The 17,023-nt window shown below is 69.9% G+C and carries 12 protein-coding genes; 5 read left to right on the top strand and 7 right to left on the bottom strand.

The features are described 5' to 3' along the window. Positions 1-226 precede the first annotated feature (226 nt). Positions 227-1,993 (bottom strand): proteasome ATPase, encoded by a 1,767-nt coding sequence (gene arc, locus AB0G52_RS00770; RefSeq protein WP_132889127.1) that lies wholly within the window; start codon positions 1,991-1,993, stop codon positions 227-229. A 515-nt stretch (positions 1,994-2,508) separates the two neighbouring features. Between arc and AB0G52_RS00765 the strand changes: the two genes are divergently transcribed. Next, positions 2,509-2,814, top strand: coding sequence for a ferredoxin (locus tag AB0G52_RS00765; protein ID WP_132889125.1), 306 nt, complete (start codon positions 2,509-2,511; stop codon positions 2,812-2,814). A gap of 46 nt (positions 2,815-2,860) precedes the next feature. Here the strand turns inward: AB0G52_RS00765 and AB0G52_RS00760 are convergent, their stop codons facing one another. From AB0G52_RS00760 to AB0G52_RS00750, 3 genes are all read right to left on the bottom strand, one after another. Beyond that, on the bottom strand, positions 2,861-3,442 hold the full coding sequence (locus AB0G52_RS00760) for a hypothetical protein (protein WP_132889124.1): 582 nt from the start codon (positions 3,440-3,442) through the stop codon (positions 2,861-2,863). Between the two features lie 231 nt (positions 3,443-3,673). Further along, positions 3,674-4,576 (bottom strand): tRNA (adenine-N1)-methyltransferase, encoded by a 903-nt coding sequence (locus AB0G52_RS00755; RefSeq protein WP_132889123.1) that lies wholly within the window; start codon positions 4,574-4,576, stop codon positions 3,674-3,676. A 55-nt stretch (positions 4,577-4,631) separates the two neighbouring features. Next, positions 4,632-6,350, bottom strand: coding sequence for a site-2 protease family protein (locus tag AB0G52_RS00750; protein ID WP_361332532.1), 1,719 nt, complete (start codon positions 6,348-6,350; stop codon positions 4,632-4,634). Between the two features lie 137 nt (positions 6,351-6,487). On the opposite strand from AB0G52_RS00750, the gene AB0G52_RS00745 reads away from it, so the two are divergent. Continuing rightward, complete coding sequence (locus AB0G52_RS00745; RefSeq protein ID WP_132889122.1) at positions 6,488-7,510, top strand: PD-(D/E)XK nuclease family protein; 1,023 nt, start codon at positions 6,488-6,490, stop codon at positions 7,508-7,510. Between the two features lie 16 nt (positions 7,511-7,526). After that, positions 7,527-8,198 (top strand): response regulator transcription factor, encoded by a 672-nt coding sequence (locus AB0G52_RS00740; protein WP_030608351.1) that lies wholly within the window; start codon positions 7,527-7,529, stop codon positions 8,196-8,198. A 96-nt stretch (positions 8,199-8,294) separates the two neighbouring features. Here AB0G52_RS00740 and AB0G52_RS00735 read toward each other — a convergent pair whose 3' ends face one another. The 3 genes from AB0G52_RS00735 to metH form a co-directional block, all read right to left on the bottom strand. Continuing rightward, entirely contained in the window at positions 8,295-9,899 is a 1,605-nt protein-coding gene (locus AB0G52_RS00735) for an ABC transporter substrate-binding protein (protein ID WP_132889121.1), read from the bottom strand. A gap of 423 nt (positions 9,900-10,322) precedes the next feature. After that, positions 10,323-11,024: an HAD family phosphatase gene (locus AB0G52_RS00730; RefSeq protein ID WP_132889120.1), complete on the bottom strand. Its 702-nt coding sequence runs from the start codon at positions 11,022-11,024 to the stop codon at positions 10,323-10,325. A gap of 130 nt (positions 11,025-11,154) precedes the next feature. After that, positions 11,155-14,670: a methionine synthase gene (gene metH, locus AB0G52_RS00725; protein ID WP_361332528.1), complete on the bottom strand. Its 3,516-nt coding sequence runs from the start codon at positions 14,668-14,670 to the stop codon at positions 11,155-11,157. A 383-nt stretch (positions 14,671-15,053) separates the two neighbouring features. Here metH and AB0G52_RS00720 point away from each other — a divergent pair, with 383 nt between their 5' ends. Both AB0G52_RS00720 and AB0G52_RS00715 read left to right on the top strand, forming a co-directional pair. After that, entirely contained in the window at positions 15,054-15,818 is a 765-nt protein-coding gene (locus AB0G52_RS00720) for an IclR family transcriptional regulator (RefSeq protein WP_046734457.1), read from the top strand. A gap of 378 nt (positions 15,819-16,196) precedes the next feature. Beyond that, positions 16,197-16,991, top strand: a complete 795-nt coding sequence (locus AB0G52_RS00715) for an MIP/aquaporin family protein (RefSeq protein ID WP_132889118.1) — start codon at positions 16,197-16,199, stop codon at positions 16,989-16,991. Positions 16,992-17,023: the final 32 nt, after the last annotated feature.

The following is a 17,023-nucleotide window of genomic DNA, read 5'->3' as shown; positions in this document are numbered from 1 at the left end:
CGGAGCCCTCGGTCGTGGGCTGCGCTCGCGTACCGCTGGCGCTCCGGTGCGTGTGCGGTGCCCGTCCCCGCACTGCGCGTTTCGGCGGTAGGAACGAGCCTAGAACGCCGCCGCGCCGGTGGGGAGATCATTTGCGTCATTGCCTTGCTCGCCTCGGTTCCGGTGGTGGCCGGAAAAACAGTGGGCTGCGGGTACCCGGTGAGGGCACCCGCAGCCGCCCTGTGTTTTACAGGTACTGTCCGGTGTTCGCCACCGTGTCGATGGAGCGTCCGGTGTCTGCGCCCTGCTTTCCGGTGATGAGGGTACGGATGTAGACGATCCGTTCGCCCTTCTTTCCGGAGATCCGGGCCCAGTCGTCGGGGTTGGTGGTGTTGGGCAGGTCCTCGTTCTCCTTGAACTCGTCCACGCAGGCCTGGAGGAGGTGGGAGACGCGGAGGCCCTTCTGGTTGTGGTCGAGGAAGTCCTTGATCGCCATTTTCTTGGCGCGGCCGACGATGTTCTCGATCATCGCGCCGGAGTTGAAGTCCTTGAAGTAGAGAACTTCTTTGTCGCCGTTGGCGTAGGTGACTTCCAGGAAGCGGTTTTCCTCGGATTCGGCGTACATGTGTTCCACTGCCGTCTGGATCATGCTTTCGACGGTGGTGGCCTTGCTGCCGCCGTGCTCCCCGAGGTCGTCGGCGTGCAGCGGGAGGCGCTCGGTGAGGTACTTGCCGAAGATGTCCTTGGCGGCCTCGGCGTCGGGACGCTCGATCTTGATCTTCACGTCGAGCCGGCCGGGGCGGAGGATGGCGGGGTCGATCATGTCCTCGCGGTTGGAGGCGCCGATGACGACCACGTTCTGCAGGCCCTCGACACCGTCGATCTCGGCGAGCAGCTGGGGGACGATGGTGTTCTCCACGTCCGAGCTGACGCCGGAGCCGCGGGTCCGGAAGAGCGATTCCATCTCGTCGAAGAAGACGATGACGGGGGTGCCCTCGCTGGCCTTCTCCCGGGCGCGCTGGAAGACGAGGCGGATCTGCCGCTCGGTCTCGCCGACGTACTTGTTCAGGAGCTCGGGGCCCTTGATGTTGAGGAAGAAGCTCTTGCCCGCGGCCTGGCCGGTGACCTCGGCGACCTTCTTGGCCAGCGAGTTGGCGACGGCCTTGGCGATGAGCGTCTTGCCGCATCCGGGGGGTCCGTAGAGCAGGACACCCTTGGGCGGGCGCAGTTCGTGCTCCTTGAACAGGTCCGGGTAGAGGTAGGGCAGCTCGACGGCGTCGCGGATGGCCTCGATCTGGCCGCCGAGGCCACCGATCTGCTCGTAGCCGATGTCGGGGACTTCTTCGAGGACGAGTTCCTCGACCTCGCTCTTGGGCACGATCTCGTAGACGTAGCCGGAGCGGGGTTCGAGGAGCAGGGCGTCGCCGGGGCGGATGTTCACGTCGAGCAGGGGCTCGGCGAGCCTGACCACCCGTTCCTCGTCCGTGTGCCCCAGGACGAGGGCGCGTTCGCCGTCCTCGAGGATCTCCTTGAGGGTGACGATGTCGCCGACGCGCTCGAACTCCATGGCGTCGACCACGTTGAGCGCTTCGTTGAGCATGACTTCCTGGCCGCGCCTGAGGTCGTCCAGGTCCACGCTCGGGCTGACGTTCACCCGCAGTTTGCGGCCGCCGGTGAAGATGTCGGCGGTGCCGTCCTCGTTGGCCTGCAGGAAGACACCGAAGCCGGCGGGCGGCTGTGCGAGTCGGTCGACTTCCTCCTTGAGGGCCACGATCTGGTCGCGGGCCTCGCGGAGGGTGTTCGCGAGTCGTTCGTTCTGGGCGGACACGCCGGCCAGGTTCGTCTGCAGCTCGACGATCCGCTCTTCGAGAATCCTCGTGTGTCGCGGAGAGTCGGCGAGCTTACGTCGCAGGACGGCGATCTCCTGCTCAAGGTAGGCGATCTGCCCGGCCGGGTCGTCGGACCCTCGTCCCGGGCGGATGCCGCGGTTCATGTCGTCGTCGTGGGCTGCCACGGTCCTCACCTCCTCCAAGGGGAGCTGGACGCTTCCAGACCCTACCTGGGTGGGTGTCGATTGAAACCCCTAGATCACCAAGACTGTCAAGGTGTGTCGTCGGTCACCCGTTGCGTTCTTGCTCGTGCGGGGTGGATACCCACTCAACGCGATTCAGAAGCGGCGTGTTCCAGGCTCGGAGCGGTCAAAACCCTTCGTGACTGACCGGAGTTGTCCGATCCGATGCCGGTTCAGGTGTTGTGCCCCGGTGAGACGTTCCTTACACAGAGCGACCGGGCAGGTGGGACGGGTGATCGGAAATGAGGACCGTGGGTTGGCTCAAGTCGATCGGTCGGGTGGCCGAGCGCCGCTCCCCGCGCGGCGGCGCACGCCGGGTGCGGGGTGCCGGTGGGGGCGCCGGTGGGGGCGGTGGGGGTGGTGGGTGCGGAGGTAGGGTCGAAGGCGTTCAACACCCGCCGGGGCGGGTCCGGGTGCTTCCCGGTTCCGCCGGCCGGCGCTTTTCGACGGCAGGAGAGATGACCGTGCAGCAGGAGGCCCTGGCCGGCGGCGAGGCGCTGGAGGTCTGGATCGACCAGGATCTGTGTACGGGTGACGGGATCTGTGCCCAGTACGCCCCCGAGGTGTTCGAGCTGGACATCGACGGCCTGGCCTACGTGAAGGGCCCGGACGAGGAGCTGCTGCAGGCGAAGGGCGCCACGGTGCCGGTGCCGCTGCCGCTGCTCACCGATGTGGTGGACTCGGCGAAGGAGTGTCCGGGCGAGTGCATTCACGTGCGCCGGGTCGCGGACCGGGTCGAGGTGTTCGGGCCGGACGCGGAGTGACTTTCCGGCCACCCCGCGTGGCCCGGGCCGGCGCCGGGGGCCGCCGTCAGACGTTGTCGCTGGCGGCGGGGGTGGAGCGGAGGAAGGCGTGGCCGTTCCACCGCCACTTGGCGTCGGTCTTCACGTCCGGGCAGCAACTGGGCACGTCGTCCGTGGAGTAGCCGAGCAGCGTCGCGCTGACGGTCCCGGCGGCCACGGCGAAGTCGGTCACCGTGTACCGGTCCTTCGGGTCGACGAGGGTGGCGACGACCCGGGGCCGGGTGGTGCCGGCGGCCTGGGTCAGGACGTAGACGCCGTCGGGCGGGGTGCCCATGGCCGAGTCGCAGTGGACCACCGCCACGGTTTCCGGTCTGCCGTCGCCGTCGAGGTCGCCGGTGGCCTTCTTGACGACCACCTCCTTCACGGGGCCGCAGTCGAGGGGGAAGTCCACGCCGGTGGTGCTGGGCGGCGCGGCGGCCGCGGCGGCGGGTCTCGGCTGGGTCGCCGGGGTGGGCTGGGCGGCTCGGGCCGAACCCGGCTGGAAGAGGGACGACAGGGCCACCACGCCGGCCACCGCGGCGGCGGTGGCGAGCCAGTGCATGGGGCGGGTGTCGGTGTGAGCGAGCTCCGGGACCACGGATTGCTGCACTAGGAGTGTCTCCTGCGAGGCCTGTGCCGGTGGGGATGGCTCGCATGGTGCCACACGTCACAGTGGCTGGGAACGGCGGGGTCAGGTTCTTCCGGCGAGCCTCTTGCCCGGGCTTCCGCGGCAGGGACTTCCCCGGGCTTCCCCGGCGGGAGCCGGGGCAATGCGTGAGCGCCGCCGCCGAGTTCCGGGGTGTTCCGGGGAACTCGGCGGCGGCGCTCGTGCGTTGCCGGGTCAGCGGCCGACGCCACCGTCGGCGTTGGGGCCGTCGTAGTCCTCGCCGTAGGCGCCCTTGGCGGGGCGGCGGCGGCGCATGGGCGGTTCGACGCCGTCGGCGAGGCGGCGGGCGGTGAGCAGGAAGCCGGTGTGGCCGATCATCCGGTGGTCGGGGCGGACGGCGAGGCCTTCCACGTGCCAGTTCCGGATCATGGTCTCCCAGGAGGTCGGCTCGTTGAAGCAGCCGATCTCGCGGATGGACTCGACGGTCCGCGCGAGCTGGGTGGTGGTGGCCACGTAGCAGCAGAGGATGCCGCCGGGGACGAGCGCCTTGGAGACGGCTTCGAGGCACTCCCAGGGGGCGAGCATGTCGAGGATGACGCGGTCGACGTCGGTGTCCGACAGGTTGTCCTGGAGGTCCCCCACGGTGAGCTGCCAGGCGGGGTGCGGGCCGCCGAAGTAGCGCTCCACGTTCTGCTGGGCGATCTCGGCGAAGTCCGCGCGGCGTTCGTAGCTGTGCAGCATGCCCTGGTCGCCGATGGCGCGCAGCAGGAAGCTGCTGAGCGATCCGGAGCCGACACCCGCTTCGACGACGCGGGCGCCGGGGAAGATGTCGGCGAAGGAGAGGATCTGCCCCGCGTCCTTCGGGTAGACGACGGCTGCCCCGCGGGGCATGGACAGGACGTAGTCGGGGAGCAGGGGGCGCAGCGCGAGGTAGGCGACGTTGCCGGTGGTGCGGACAACGCTGCCCTCGGGAGCGCCGATCAGTTCGTCGTGCGGGAAGGAGCCCTTGTGGGTGTGGAAGTTCTTCCCGGCTTCGAGCGTGAACGTGTAGTGGCGACCCTTGGGGTCGGTCAGCTGAACCTGGTCCCCGACCTTGAAGGGCCCGCGCCTGCGGGCGGCACCGGTCGGTTCGGACATGTGAACAGCGTACCGGGCCCCGCGGGCGGTGCGGACCAGCGGAGGGGGTCCTCGGTCAGGACGGCCGTGCCATGGCCTTGACGAAGGCGCGCTCGACGTCCGCCGCCGACAGGACGCCGTAGATCTCGCCGGTCTCCTCCACCACCAGGTATTCGGTGGCCGGGGTGGCACGCAGGACGTCGAGGAGGTCCTCGCCGGCCAGTTCCGCGGAGACGCGCATGCCGTCGGTGAGCTCCTGGGCGACGCCGCTGACGGCGACCCAGGGGCGGCGGTGCTCGGGTACGCCGACGATGGCGGCCTCGCGGACCAGGGACAGGGGGGTGCCGTCGGCGTCGACGACCACCAGGGCGCGGGCGCCGGCGGCGTTGGCGCGGCGCAGGGCCTCGGAGAGGGGGGTGTCGGTCTCGACGGGTACGGCGCGCCGGGTGAGGGTGCGGGCGCGTAGTTCCGGGAGGTGTTCGCGCAGCCGGGCCATGCGCAGGCTGTTGCCGGCGCCGGTCCAGATGATGGCGGCGAGGATGGCGGCGAGCAGGGCGTCGGTGAGGGAGTCCATGCCGCCGGTGTCCTCGCCGCCGCCTCCGAAGGCGCCGAAGTAGTTGAGCAGGGGGAGGCCGATGAGGACGGAGACGGCGAGGGCACGGCCGACCCAGGCGGCGGCGACGGTGCCGCTCATGGGCCTGCCGGTGATCTTCCAGACGACGGCGCGGAGCATCCGGCCGCCGTCCAGGGGAAGGCCGGGCAGCAGGTTGAAGGCGGCGACGATGAGGTTGGAGACCATGAGGCCGGCCAGCAGGACGCCGGGGACGGTGCCGGGTTCGACGGGCTGCATGGCGAGGTAGAAGACGCCGGCGAGGACGAGGGAGAGCAGCGGGCCGACGAAGGCGAGGACGAACTCGCGCCCGGGGGTCTCGGCTTCCTTCTCGATCTCGGAGACCCCGCCGAAGAACTGGAGCTGGATGCGGCGGACGGGGAGTTTGAAGCGGATCGCGGCGACGGTGTGGGCGAGTTCGTGGATCAGGACGGAGGCGTAGAAGGCGACCGCGAAGAAGAGGGAGACGAGGTAGCGGGCGGCGCCGAGTTCGGGCAGGACGCGGTCGAGCTGGCCGCCGAAGACCCAGGTGATCAGGGCGGCGACGAGGAACCAGCTGGGGGCGACGTAGACGGGGACGCCGAAGGGACGGCCCATGAGGAGTCCGCCGCCGGGTTCCTTGGGGCGCTTGGGCGGCTGTCCTTGGGCTGCCGGACCGGAGTGCGCGTGGCTCCGCTCGTCGGACTCGTCGTCGGACTTCCCGCCGCGGTGCTCGCCGCCCTGCCGAGCGGTGTGACCGGGGTCGCCGCCGGGAGAGTCCGCGCGGATCGCGGAGGCCGGGGCGGGCCGGGCGGTCGTAGCCGAGCCGGACTCGGGGGCCTCGGGACCGACGGAGGTTGGGGCGGGCCGGGCGGTCGGTGCCGGGTCCGACTCGGGGGCCTCGGGACCGACGGAGGCCCGGGCGGCGGGGGCGGGTTCGGCGGTGTCGGCGGCAGGGGGCTCGGTGGCGGGCCGGGGAGCCCCCTCCGCGCTGCCGTGCTCTCTGCCGTCCGCGCTGTCGTCCCCTCTTTCGTCCGCGCTGTCGGACGCCGGCCGGACGGCGGGCGGTTCGGCACCGGTGGGGATCGTGGGGGCGTCGGTGGGGGCCGGGCCTCCGTCGTCGGTCGGGGCCGTAGGGCCTGCGGGGTGCTCGGCCGGTTCGGCGTCGTCCGACCGGGGCTGCCCGCTTCCGCCGCTCACGTCCACGGTGTCCCCTCGTTAGATGCGGTCCGTCTCTGGCTCGATGGTATGCGGCCGTCGTGACGCGTTCCGCCCCGGCACCCCCTGTGTTGGCCCGGCCGTCGCGCGGGTTGGGTGACTGTCAGTGGCGGGCCGTAGGGTCTGTGGTCATGGACAGCAGCATGGAGGACGCCGCGCGGGCACGGGGCGGGGACGTCACGCGGGGGGAAGAGCCGGTCTCGGCGGCCGAGGTGACGGTCGGGGAGGTGACGGTCGCGGAGGCGACGGGTGCCGAAGTGCCGGTCGCCGCGGTGCCGGTCGCGGAGGTGCCGGTCGCGGTCCCGCCCGCCTCGCTCTCGCCGTCGCGGGCCAGTGACTTCATGCAGTGCCCGTTGCTGTACCGGTTCCGGGTGATCGACCGGCTGCCGGAGAAGCCGAGCGAGGCGGCGACCCGGGGGACGCTGGTGCACGCGGTCCTGGAGCGGCTCTTCGACGCGCCGGCGGCGGAGCGGACGGCGCCGCGGGCCAAGTCGCTGATCCCCGGGCAGTGGGACCGGCTGCGGGAGAGCCGTCCGGAGGTGGGTGAGCTGTTCGCGGAGGATCCGGAGGGCGAGCGGCTGGCGCGCTGGCTGGGTGAGGCCGAGCGGCTCGTGGAGCGCTGGTTCACGCTGGAGGACCCGTCCCGGCTGGAGCCGGTGGAGCGGGAGCTGTTCGTGGAGACCGAGCTGGAGTCGGGGCTGCGGCTGCGCGGGATCATCGACCGGGTCGATGTGGCGGCGACGGGCGAGGTGCGGATCGTCGACTACAAGACCGGCAAGGCGCCCAGGCCGGAGTACGCGGAGGGCGCGCTGTTCCAGATGAAGTTCTACGCGCTGGTGGTGTGGCGGCTGAAGAACGTGGTGCCGAGGCGGCTGCAGCTGGTCTATCTGGGCAGCGGTGACGTGCTGACGTACGACCCGGTCCGCGCCGACCTGGAGCGGGTCGAGCGCAAGCTGCTGGCGTTGTGGGAGGCGATCCGGCAGGCGACCGAGTCGGGTGAGTGGCGGCCGCGGCCGACGAAGCTGTGCGGCTGGTGCGACCACCAGGCGCACTGCCCGGAGTTCGGGGGCACTCCCCCGCCGTATCCGCTGCCGGTGAGGTCGGCGGGATCCGGGGACGTGGCGCAGGGCAGAATGGGCGCGGACTAGCAGAAGGAGACTCACCGTGGCCATCCGTGTCCTACTGGTCGACGACCAGCCGCTGCTGCGTACCGGGTTCCGGATGATCCTGGAGGCGGAGCAGGACATCGCGGTCGTGGGCGAGGCCGGGGACGGCCTGCAGGCCCTCGACCAGGTGCGGGCCCTCCAGCCGGACGTCGTGCTGATGGACATCCGGATGCCGCGGATGGACGGGGTGGAGGCGACCCGGCAGATCACCGGGCCGGGGCGGGACGGTCCGGCGAAGGTGCTGGTGCTGACCACGTTCGATCTGGACGAGTACGTCGTGGAGGCGCTGCGTGCGGGCGCCAGTGGCTTCCTGCTGAAGGACGCCCCGGCGAACGAGCTGGTGCAGGCGATCCGGGTGGTGGCCAACGGTGAGGCGATGCTGGCGCCGAGCATCACCCGCCGGCTGCTGGACAAGTACGCGACACATCTGCCGTCCGGTGAGGAGCCGGTGCCGGACACCCTGCACACGCTCACCGACCGTGAGGTGGAGGTGCTGAAGCTGGTGGCGCGGGGGTTGTCGAACGCGGAGATCGCCGCGGACCTGTTCGTCAGCGAGACGACGGTGAAGACGCATGTCGGGCATGTGCTGACCAAGCTGGGGCTGCGGGACCGCGTGCAGGCCGCGGTGTACGCGTACGAGAGCGGGCTGGTGCGCCCCGGCGCCCAGTAGCAGAGGCTCAGCAGCAGAAGGCACCGGGCGTACGACGCGAAGGGCGCCCCTCTCCGAGTGGAGAGGGGCGCCCTTCGCGTCGTACCGGACCCGGCGTCAGCTGCTGGAGCCGCGGCCGAGCTCCCACAGCTGGAGGCTGGCGGAGGAGTTGAGGGCGTAGGCGACGCCCGTGATGTCGTCGCGGGCGGCGACGTACTGCTTGCCCTGCCACAGCGGGAGCAGCGGGACGTCGTCGGCGACGGCGTCCTGGATCTGGGTCAGGCTGCCGGAGGCGCTGGCCCGGTCGGCCTCGCGGCGGGACTCGGGGAGCAGCGTCTTGATGATCTTGTTGTTGACGTACGGCGACTGGAGGAAGTTGTCCTTGTCGAGGAACGGCGCCAGGAAGTTGTCGGCGTCCGGGAAGTCGGGGAACCAGCCCATGCCGTAGACGTCGTACTCGCCCTTGCGCTCGGCGACCTGGTACGTCTTCCACAGGGTGCCCTGGATGCTGACGTCGAACAGGCCGCTGTCGTTGAGCTGCTTCTGGAGAACCTCGAACTCCTGCTTGGTGGCCGAGCCGTAGTGGTCGGTCGTGTAGTGCAGGGTGAGCTTCACCGGGGTGGTGATGTTCGCGGCGGCGAGCGTGTTCCTGGCCTTGGAGACGCTGGGGTCGCCGTACTTGTTGAAGAAGGAGTTCGAGTGCCCGGTCACGGAGGCCGGGACCAGCGAGTACAGCGGTTCGGCCTGGGAGCCGTAGACCTTGGCGACGAGGGAGGCGCGGTCGATGATCTGGGCCATCGCCTCGCGGACGGCCTTGGACTTGACCGTGGGGGCGTCGGTGTTGAAGCCGAGGTAGCGGATCTCCAGGCCGGGCATCTCGACGAGGTCGACGTTGGAGTCGTCGCCGGCGTCGAGCTTGTTGATCTGCGCGGGCGACATGGTGCGGGTCATGACGTCGATGTCGCCCTTGTCGATCGCCTTGCCCATGGCGTCGGCGTCGTCGTAGGAGCGCAGGACGACCTGCTGGTTGTTGACCTTCACGCTGCCCTTGTAGTTGGGGTTCTTGGTGAAGGTGGCGGAGACGATCGCGTCGTCCTTGACGTCGGCCTTGAAGGTGTACGGGCCGGAGCCGTCGATGCCGAAGCCGTCGCGGAGCTTGTTCTCGTCGTAGTCCTTCGGGTTCACGATGCCCGCGACCGGGGTGGACAGCTTGTACGGGAAGGTGGCGTCGGCCGACCTGAGGTGGAAGACGACCTCGCGGTCACCCTGCGTCTCGATGGTGTCGATGTTCGTGAGCAGTCCGTAGGGACCACCGACGGCCTTGATGCGCAGGGCCCGTTCGATGGACCACTTGACGTCCTTGGCGGTGACGGGGGTGCCGTCGGAGAACTTCAGGCCCTCGCGCAGCTTGCAGGCGTAGCGCTCGCTGCCGCTGTCGGTGAAGGAGCAGCTCTCGGCCGCGTCGGGGACCGGGTCGCCCTCGCCCTTGGGCTGGGACATGAGGGTCTGCACGGTCTGCCGCAGGATGTTCCAGCCGCCGACGTCGTAGGAGTAGGCGGGGTCCAGGGGCGCCGGGGCGTCCTTCGTGGCGGTGAACCTGTCCGTGGTGCCGACGACGATCGCGTCGCCACTATTGCTCCCACTGCCGGATCCCCCGCACGCGGCGAGAACCGGAGTGAGCAGGCCGACCACGGCCGGCAGCACCAAAGTCTTGCGGTTCATGCTCGAAGTTCTCCAGAGCTGTTCGTGTCCGTGTATCCGGCATCCATGGGGTGTCGACGCAAGATCACGGGGATAGCGGCGATGTTCTCGCGATGAGATTAGTCGGCGGCCGCAGGGGGGTTGGCAGGAGCGTGAGTTGAGGCCTCATCACGCAGTGGAACCGGGCGCGGACAGACCGAAAACCCGACAGCGGCAGGATTAGTGCAGCCTCTCCCCAATCGGGACACAAGGGCACCGGTTTTCCCCCCGTTCGGGGGTGGACGGCACACGTCGGCAACGTTGTCGACCCTCGTGCACGTGGGGAACGTCACACATGAAACGGGGCGGCCGGGTATCGGAATTCAGCCCGTCGAACAGTTGCGAATTCCGTTGAGTGATCTCTGCGGAGTTTTCCGCAATGGTCATTGCACGCTGGGTGAACGGCTAGGGCACTTGAGTCATCAGTCCGTGCAGAAATGCCAGGTCGACCTCTTCCAGGGAGGTGACCACGGTGCGTCGTTCGGCGGGGGTGATCGGCGCGACGGACGGTACGGCGACCACCTGGCAGCCGGCGGCCTCGGCGGCGGCGACGCCGGTCGCGGTGTCCTCGACGACCGCGCACCTGGCGGGATCCACCCCGAGGCCGGCGGCGGCGAGGAGGTAGGGGTCCGGGTACGGCTTGGTGCGCGAGACCTCGTCTCCGGCGATGGACAGGGTGAAGTGCTGCGGGCCGAGGACGGTCAGGACGCGGTCGATGATGCGCCGGTGCGAGGCGGAGACCAGGGCGGTCGGGATCTGCTGTTCGTACAGTTCGGCGAGGAGTCGCCGGGCGCCCGGCATCAGCGGCAGGGCGGCACCGATGCGCTCCTCGAAGCCGTCGTTGAGCAGCACGCTGAGCTCGGCGAGCGTGATGGCCGCGCCGGTGGCCTCGATGAGGAACCCGGCACTGCGGGTCATGGGACCGCCGACCACGACATGGCGCCAGGAGTCGTCGAGGGCGTGACCGAGGCGGGCGAAGACCTCCACCTCGACGTCCCACCAGAAGCCCTCGGTGTCCACCAGGGTGCCGTCCATGTCGAGGAGAACCGCTTGCAGGGCCGACCCTTCGGCCGTACGGGTTCCGAGCGCGGGGACCGTGCTGGTCATCCGGGCGCACCTCCTTGAGGGACGAGCAGGCCGGCTCCCGCGCGGGGAACCGGCCTGCTGTGGACCGACCAGTGTACGACTTATCCGATCAGTGTGCTGTGTGTGACACGTCTCGGTGTCGGCGTACCGCTCAGCGTGCGTTGAAGTACTTCGCCTCCGGGTGGTGGATCACGATCGCGTCCGTGGACTGCTCGGGGTGCAGCTGGAACTCCTCGGACAGGTGGACGCCGATGCGCTCCGGCTGGAGCAGGTCGGCGATCTTGGCGCGGTCCTCCAGGTCGGGGCAGGCGCCGTAGCCGAGGGAGAAGCGGGCGCCCCGGTACTTCAGGGCGAACATGTCCTCGACGTCGGCCGGGTCCTCGCCGGCGAAGCCGAGTTCGGAGCGCACGCGCGCGTGCCAGTACTCGGCGAGGGCCTCGGCGAGCTGGACGGACAGGCCGTGCAGCTCGAGGTAGTCGCGGTAGGCGTTGGCCTCGAACAGCTTGGCGGTCTGCTCGCCGATGCGGGAGCCGACGGTGACGACCTGGAGGCCGACCACGTCCGTCTCCCCCGACTCCTCCGGGCGGAAGAAGTCGGCGAGGCACAGGCGGCGGCCGCGGCGCTGGCGGGGGAAGGTGAACCGGGTGCGTTCGTTGCCGCGGTCGTCCAGGATGATCAGGTCGTCGTCCTTGGAGACGCACGGGAAGTAGCCGTAGACCACGGCCGCCTCCAGCAGGTTCTCCGTCTGGAGCCGGTCGAGGAGCCCGCGCAGCCGGGGCCGTCCCTCCGTCTCGACGAGTTCCTCGTACGACGGTCCCTCGCCGGTGCGCGCCTGCTTGAGGCCCCACTGGCCCTTGAACAGGGCGCCCTCGTCGAGCCAGCCGGCGTACTCCTTGAGCTGGATGCCCTTGATGACGCGGCTGTCCCAGAACGGCGGGGTGGGCACCGGGTTGTCGACGGCGACGTCGGAGCGGACATGGCCCTCCTCGGGCCGCTCCTCGACCTCGACGGTGGCGGCCTGCCGGACCCGGCGCTGCTTCAGCTCCGGCAGGACGGCGCCGGGCACACCGCGCTTGACGCCGATGAGGGCGTCCATCAGGCGCAGGCCCTCGAAGGCGTCGCGGGCGTAGCGGACCTCGCCCTCGTAGAGCTCGTGCAGGTCCTGTTCGACATAGGCACGGGTGAGGGCGGCGCCGCCGAGGATGACCGGGTAGGTGGCGGCGAGGCCGCGCTGGTTCAGCTCCTCCAGGTTCTCCTTCATGATCACCGTGGACTTGACCAGCAGGCCGGACATGCCGATGACGTCGGCGCGGTGCTCGTCGGCGGCCTCCAGGATCGCGGAGACGGGCTGCTTGATGCCGAGGTTGACGACGTTGTAGCCGTTGTTGGAGAGGATGATGTCGACGAGGTTCTTGCCGATGTCGTGGACGTCGCCGCGGACGGTGGCCAGCACGATGGTGCCCTTGCCCTCGGTGTCCGACTTCTCCATGTGCGGTTCGAGGTGGGCGACGGCGGCCTTCATGACCTCGGCGGACTGCAGGACGAACGGCAGCTGCATCTGGCCGGAGCCGAACAGCTCGCCGACGACCTTCATGCCGTCGAGCAGGGTCTCGTTGACGATGTCGAGGGCGGCGCGGGTCTCCAGGGCCTCGTCGAGGTCGGCCTCCAGGCCGTTGCGCTCGCCGTCGATGATCCGGCGCTTGAGGCGCTCCTCCAGCGGGAGGGCGGCCAGTTCCTCGGCCTTGCCCGCCTTGAGGGACTTGGCGGTGGCGCCCTCGAAGAGCTGCATCAGCTTCTGCAGGGGGTCGTAGCCCTCGGTGCGGCGGTCGTGGATGAGGTCGAGGGCGGTCCCCACCTCCTCCTCGCTGAAGCGGGCGATCGGGAGGATCTTGCTGGCGTGCACGATCGCCGAGTCCAGGCCCGCCTTGACGCACTCGTCGAGGAAGACGGAGTTCAGCAGGATGCGGGCGGCCGGGTTGAGGCCGAAGGAGATGTTGGACAGGCCCAGGGTGGTCTGGACGTCGGGGTGGCGACGCTTGAGTTCGCGGATCGCCTCGATGGTGGCGATGCCGTCCTTGCGGGACTCCTCCTGACCGGTGCAGATGGTGAAGGTCAGGGTGTCGATGAGGATGTCGGACTCGTGGATGCCCCAGTTGCCGGTCAGGTCCTCGATCAGCCGTTCGGCGATCTCGACCTTCTTCTCGGGGGTGCGGGCCTGGCCCTCCTCGTCGATGGTCAGCGCGATCAGGGCGGCGCCGTGCTCGCGCGCCAGCCTGGTGACCTTCGCGAACCGGGAGTCGGGGCCGTCGCCGTCCTCGTAGTTGACGGAGTTGATGACCGCGCGGCCGCCGAGCTTCTCCAGGCCGGCCTGGATGACGTCGACCTCGGTGGAGTCGAGGACGATCGGGAGGGTGGAGGCGGTGGCGAAGCGGCCGGCCAGCTCCTCCATGTCGGCGACGCCGTCCCGGCCGACGTAGTCCACGCAGAGGTCCAGCATGTGGGCGCCCTCGCGGATCTGCTCGCGGGCCATCTCCACACAGTCGTCCCAGCGGGCCGCGAGCATGGCCTCGCGGAACTTCTTGGAGCCGTTGGCGTTGGTGCGCTCGCCGATGGCCAGGTAGGAGGTGTCCTGGCGGAACGGCACGGTCTGGTACAGGGAGGCGGCGCCGGGCTCGGGGCGCGGGCTGCGCTCGGGCGGGGTGACGCCCCGGACGCGTTCGACGACCTGGCGCAGGTGCTCGGGGGTGGTGCCGCAGCAGCCGCCGATGAGCGACAGGCCGTAGTCGCGGACGAAGTTCTCCTGGGCGTCGGCCAGGCCCTCGGGTCCGAGCGGGAAGTGCGCGCCGTCCTTGGTGAGGACCGGCAGACCGGCGTTCGGCATGCACAGCAGCGGGATGCGGGAGTGCCGGGTGAGGTAGCGCAGGTGTTCGCTCATCTCGGCGGGGCCGGTCGAGCAGTTCAGGCCGATCATGTCGATGCCGAGCGGCTCCAGCGCGGTCAGCGCGGCGCCGATCTCGGAGCCGAGCAGCATGGTGCCGGTGGTCTCGAAGGCCATCGAGACCAGGAGCGGGACCTCCACGCCGAGCGCGTCCATGGCGCGGCGGGCGCCGAGCACGGAGGACTTGGTCTGCAGCAGGTCCTGGGTGGTCTCGACGATCAGCGCGTCGGCGCCGCCGGTGAGCAGGCCCTCGGCGTTCTGCTGGAAGCCGTCGCGGAGGGTGACGTAGGGGACGTGGCCGAGGGTGGGCAGCTTGGTGCCGGGGCCGATGGAGCCGAGGACCCAGCGGGGGCGGCCGTCCCGGGCGGTGAAGTCGTCGGCGGTCTCGCGGGCGATGCGGGCACCGGCCTCGGACAGCTCGTGGACGCGCTCGGGGATGTCGTACTCGGCCATGGCCGAGTGGTTGGCCCCGAAGGTGTTGGTCTCGACGCAGTCGACGCCCACGGAGAAGTACGCCTCGTGGACCGAGCGGACGATGTCGGGGCGGGTCAGGTTCAGGATCTCGTTGCAGCCTTCGAGCTGCTGGAAGTCCTCGAGGGTGGGGTCCTGCGCCTGGAGCATGGTGCCCATGGCGCCGTCGGCGACCACCACACGGCTGGCGAGCGCCTCTCGGAGCGCGGACACCCGGGTCCGGCTGTCGGCGGAAGGGGACGGTGGCGACGAGGCCATGAAGGGGCTCCCTTGGATGCGACGGCTGTCGGCTATGCGGTTTCCCCGGGCTCACCCGGGTACGGACGCACGGCGCCAGCGTAACCGGGAGTGGGCCCGGATGGGCAGGGCGTCCATGTGGCGGACGAGTGAGGCGGGGGCCCGTCAGGGACGTATGGCCTGGTGATGGCGGATCATGCGACGGTCCGGGCGATCCGTCCGGACCCGTCACGGAGTGGTCACGGGTGCCCGGCCGAGGTGGCCGGTCCGCCACCTGTGATGTAACAGGTGTCGACCGACCATTGGCGGGGAGTCGACATGGACCGGTAGTGTTCGACATTGCCGAACACCGGTTTACGGCGGTCGTGACGGAGAGTTCCACAGGGGACGGAGGCAGGACGGCGATGGCACGGAACATCCAGTCGCTCGAACGGGCGGCCGCGATGCTGCGGCTGCTCGCGGGCGGCGAGCGGCGGCTCGGCCTGTCGGACATCGCCTCGTCACTGGGTCTCGCCAAGGGCACCGCCCACGGGATACTGCGCACCCTCCAGCTGGAGGGGTTCGTGGAGCAGGACGAGGCGTCGGGGCGCTACCAGCTGGGCGCGGAACTGCTCCGGCTCGGCACCACCTACCTGGACGTGCACGAACTGCGCGCGCGGGCGCTGGTGTGGACGGACGACCTGGCCCGCTCCAGCGGGGAGAGCGTCTATCTGGGCGTTCTCCACCAGCAGGGCGTGCTGATCGTGCACCACGTGTTCCGGCCGGACGACAGCCGGCAGGTGCTGGAGATCGGGGCGATGCAGCCGCTGCACTCCACGGCCCTGGGCAAGGTGCTGTCGGCCTACGACCCCGTCGCGCACAGCGAGGCCCTGGAGGCCGACCGCAAACCCTTCACGGACCGTACGACGTGCGAGCTGGACGCGTTCGAGCACATCCTCGACATCACGCGCGCGCGTGGGTACGCGGCCGACGTGGAGGAGACCTGGGAGGGCGTGGCGTCGGTGGCGGCACCGATCCACGACCGGCGGCGGATGCCGGTGGGCGCGGTGGGCATCACGGGGGCGGTGGAACGGCTGTGCCGGGACGGGGAGTTGACACCGGAGCTGATCGCCGCGGTGCGGGACTGCGCCCGCGCGGTGTCGCGGGACCTGGGGGCGGGGCGGTTCTGACCGTCCGCCGCTGATCGTCGTTCGAGGCCGGTTCGCCTGTCGGTGGACCGGCCTCGGTCGTACCCTGAAGTGGACAAAGCAGGGCATAACCGCAGTTCAGTGAGCCTTCCGTGGCATTTCCGGCCCCGTAAGCCCGACAAAGATCGATAACTCACGGCAGTCAATAACGATCGTGCTTTCGATAACAGAACCCTTGACGCACATGTGACGCCGGGGCGAGACTCCCGTCCATCGGTCGGCATTGTCGAACACCTACCGGCAATACGCGCTAGAGTGTGACAACGCCAAGGGCCGGATTCGCTCTCACCCCCGAGGGCGCCAACACCCCGAAGGGACTCGGGGTTCGGCTTCCCTGGACGAAGGACAAAGGAGTCGCGGGTGTCCAGCTCCGACATCTTCATCGGCGAGACCATCGGTACCGCCATACTCATCCTGCTCGGCGGCGGCGTGTGCGCCGCCGTCACGCTCAAGGCCTCCAAGGCCCGTAACGCCGGCTGGCTCGCCATCGCCTTCGGTTGGGGCTTCGCCGTCCTGACGGCCGTCTACATCTCCGGACCGCTGTCCGGTGCCCACCTCAACCCGGCCGTCACGGTCGCTCTCGCGATCAAGAACAGTGACTGGAGCAACGTCCCGGTCTACTTCGCCGGCCAGCTGCTCGGCGCGATGATCGGCGCCGCCCTGGTGTGGGTCGCCTACTACGGCCAGTTCCAGGCGCACCTCACCGACAAGGAGATCGTCGGCGGCCCGGGCGCGCAGACCACCTCGGCCAAGGCCGTCGAGGCCCAGGAGAAGGGCGCGGGACCGGTCCTCGGCGTCTTCTCCACCGGTCCCGAGATCCGGAACGCGGTGCAGAACCTCGCGACGGAGATCATCGGCACCGTCGTGCTGATCCTCGCGGTCCTCACCCAGGGCCTCAACGACAAGGGCAACGGCCTCGGCGTGCTCGGCGGCCTGATCACCGCCCTGGTGGTCGTCTCGATCGGTCTGTCGCTCGGCGGCCCGACGGGGTACGCCATCAACCCCGCCCGTGACCTCGGCCCGCGTATCGTGCACGCGCTCCTTCCGCTGCCCAACAAGGGCGGTTCCGACTGGAGCTACGCCTGGATCCCGGTGGTCGGTCCGCTGATCGGCGGAGCCATCGCGGCAGGCATCTACAACGTCGCCTTCGCTTAAGACACAGGCTCGCGCCGTACCGCCAGCCCACC

Source organism: Streptomyces sp. NPDC021562 (assembly GCF_040640875.1).
Classification (GTDB): domain Bacteria; phylum Actinomycetota; class Actinomycetes; order Streptomycetales; family Streptomycetaceae; genus Streptomyces.
Note: the sequence above shows the minus strand (reverse complement) of the source record. Positions and strands in the feature narration are given on the sequence as shown.

Coding starts and splice junctions, on each gene's coding strand:
- AB0G52_RS00765 (WP_132889125.1), top strand. CDS start 2,509: ATGACCGTGCAGCAGGAGGCCCTGGCCGGCGGCGAGGCGCTGGAGGTC.
- AB0G52_RS00755 (WP_132889123.1), bottom strand. CDS start 4,576: ATGTCCGAACCGACCGGTGCCGCCCGCAGGCGCGGGCCCTTCAAGGTC.
- AB0G52_RS00735 (WP_132889121.1), bottom strand. CDS start 9,899: ATGAACCGCAAGACTTTGGTGCTGCCGGCCGTGGTCGGCCTGCTCACT.
- AB0G52_RS00730 (WP_132889120.1), bottom strand. CDS start 11,024: ATGACCAGCACGGTCCCCGCGCTCGGAACCCGTACGGCCGAAGGGTCG.
- metH (WP_361332528.1), bottom strand. CDS start 14,670: ATGGCCTCGTCGCCACCGTCCCCTTCCGCCGACAGCCGGACCCGGGTG.
- AB0G52_RS00720 (WP_046734457.1), top strand. CDS start 15,054: ATGGCACGGAACATCCAGTCGCTCGAACGGGCGGCCGCGATGCTGCGG.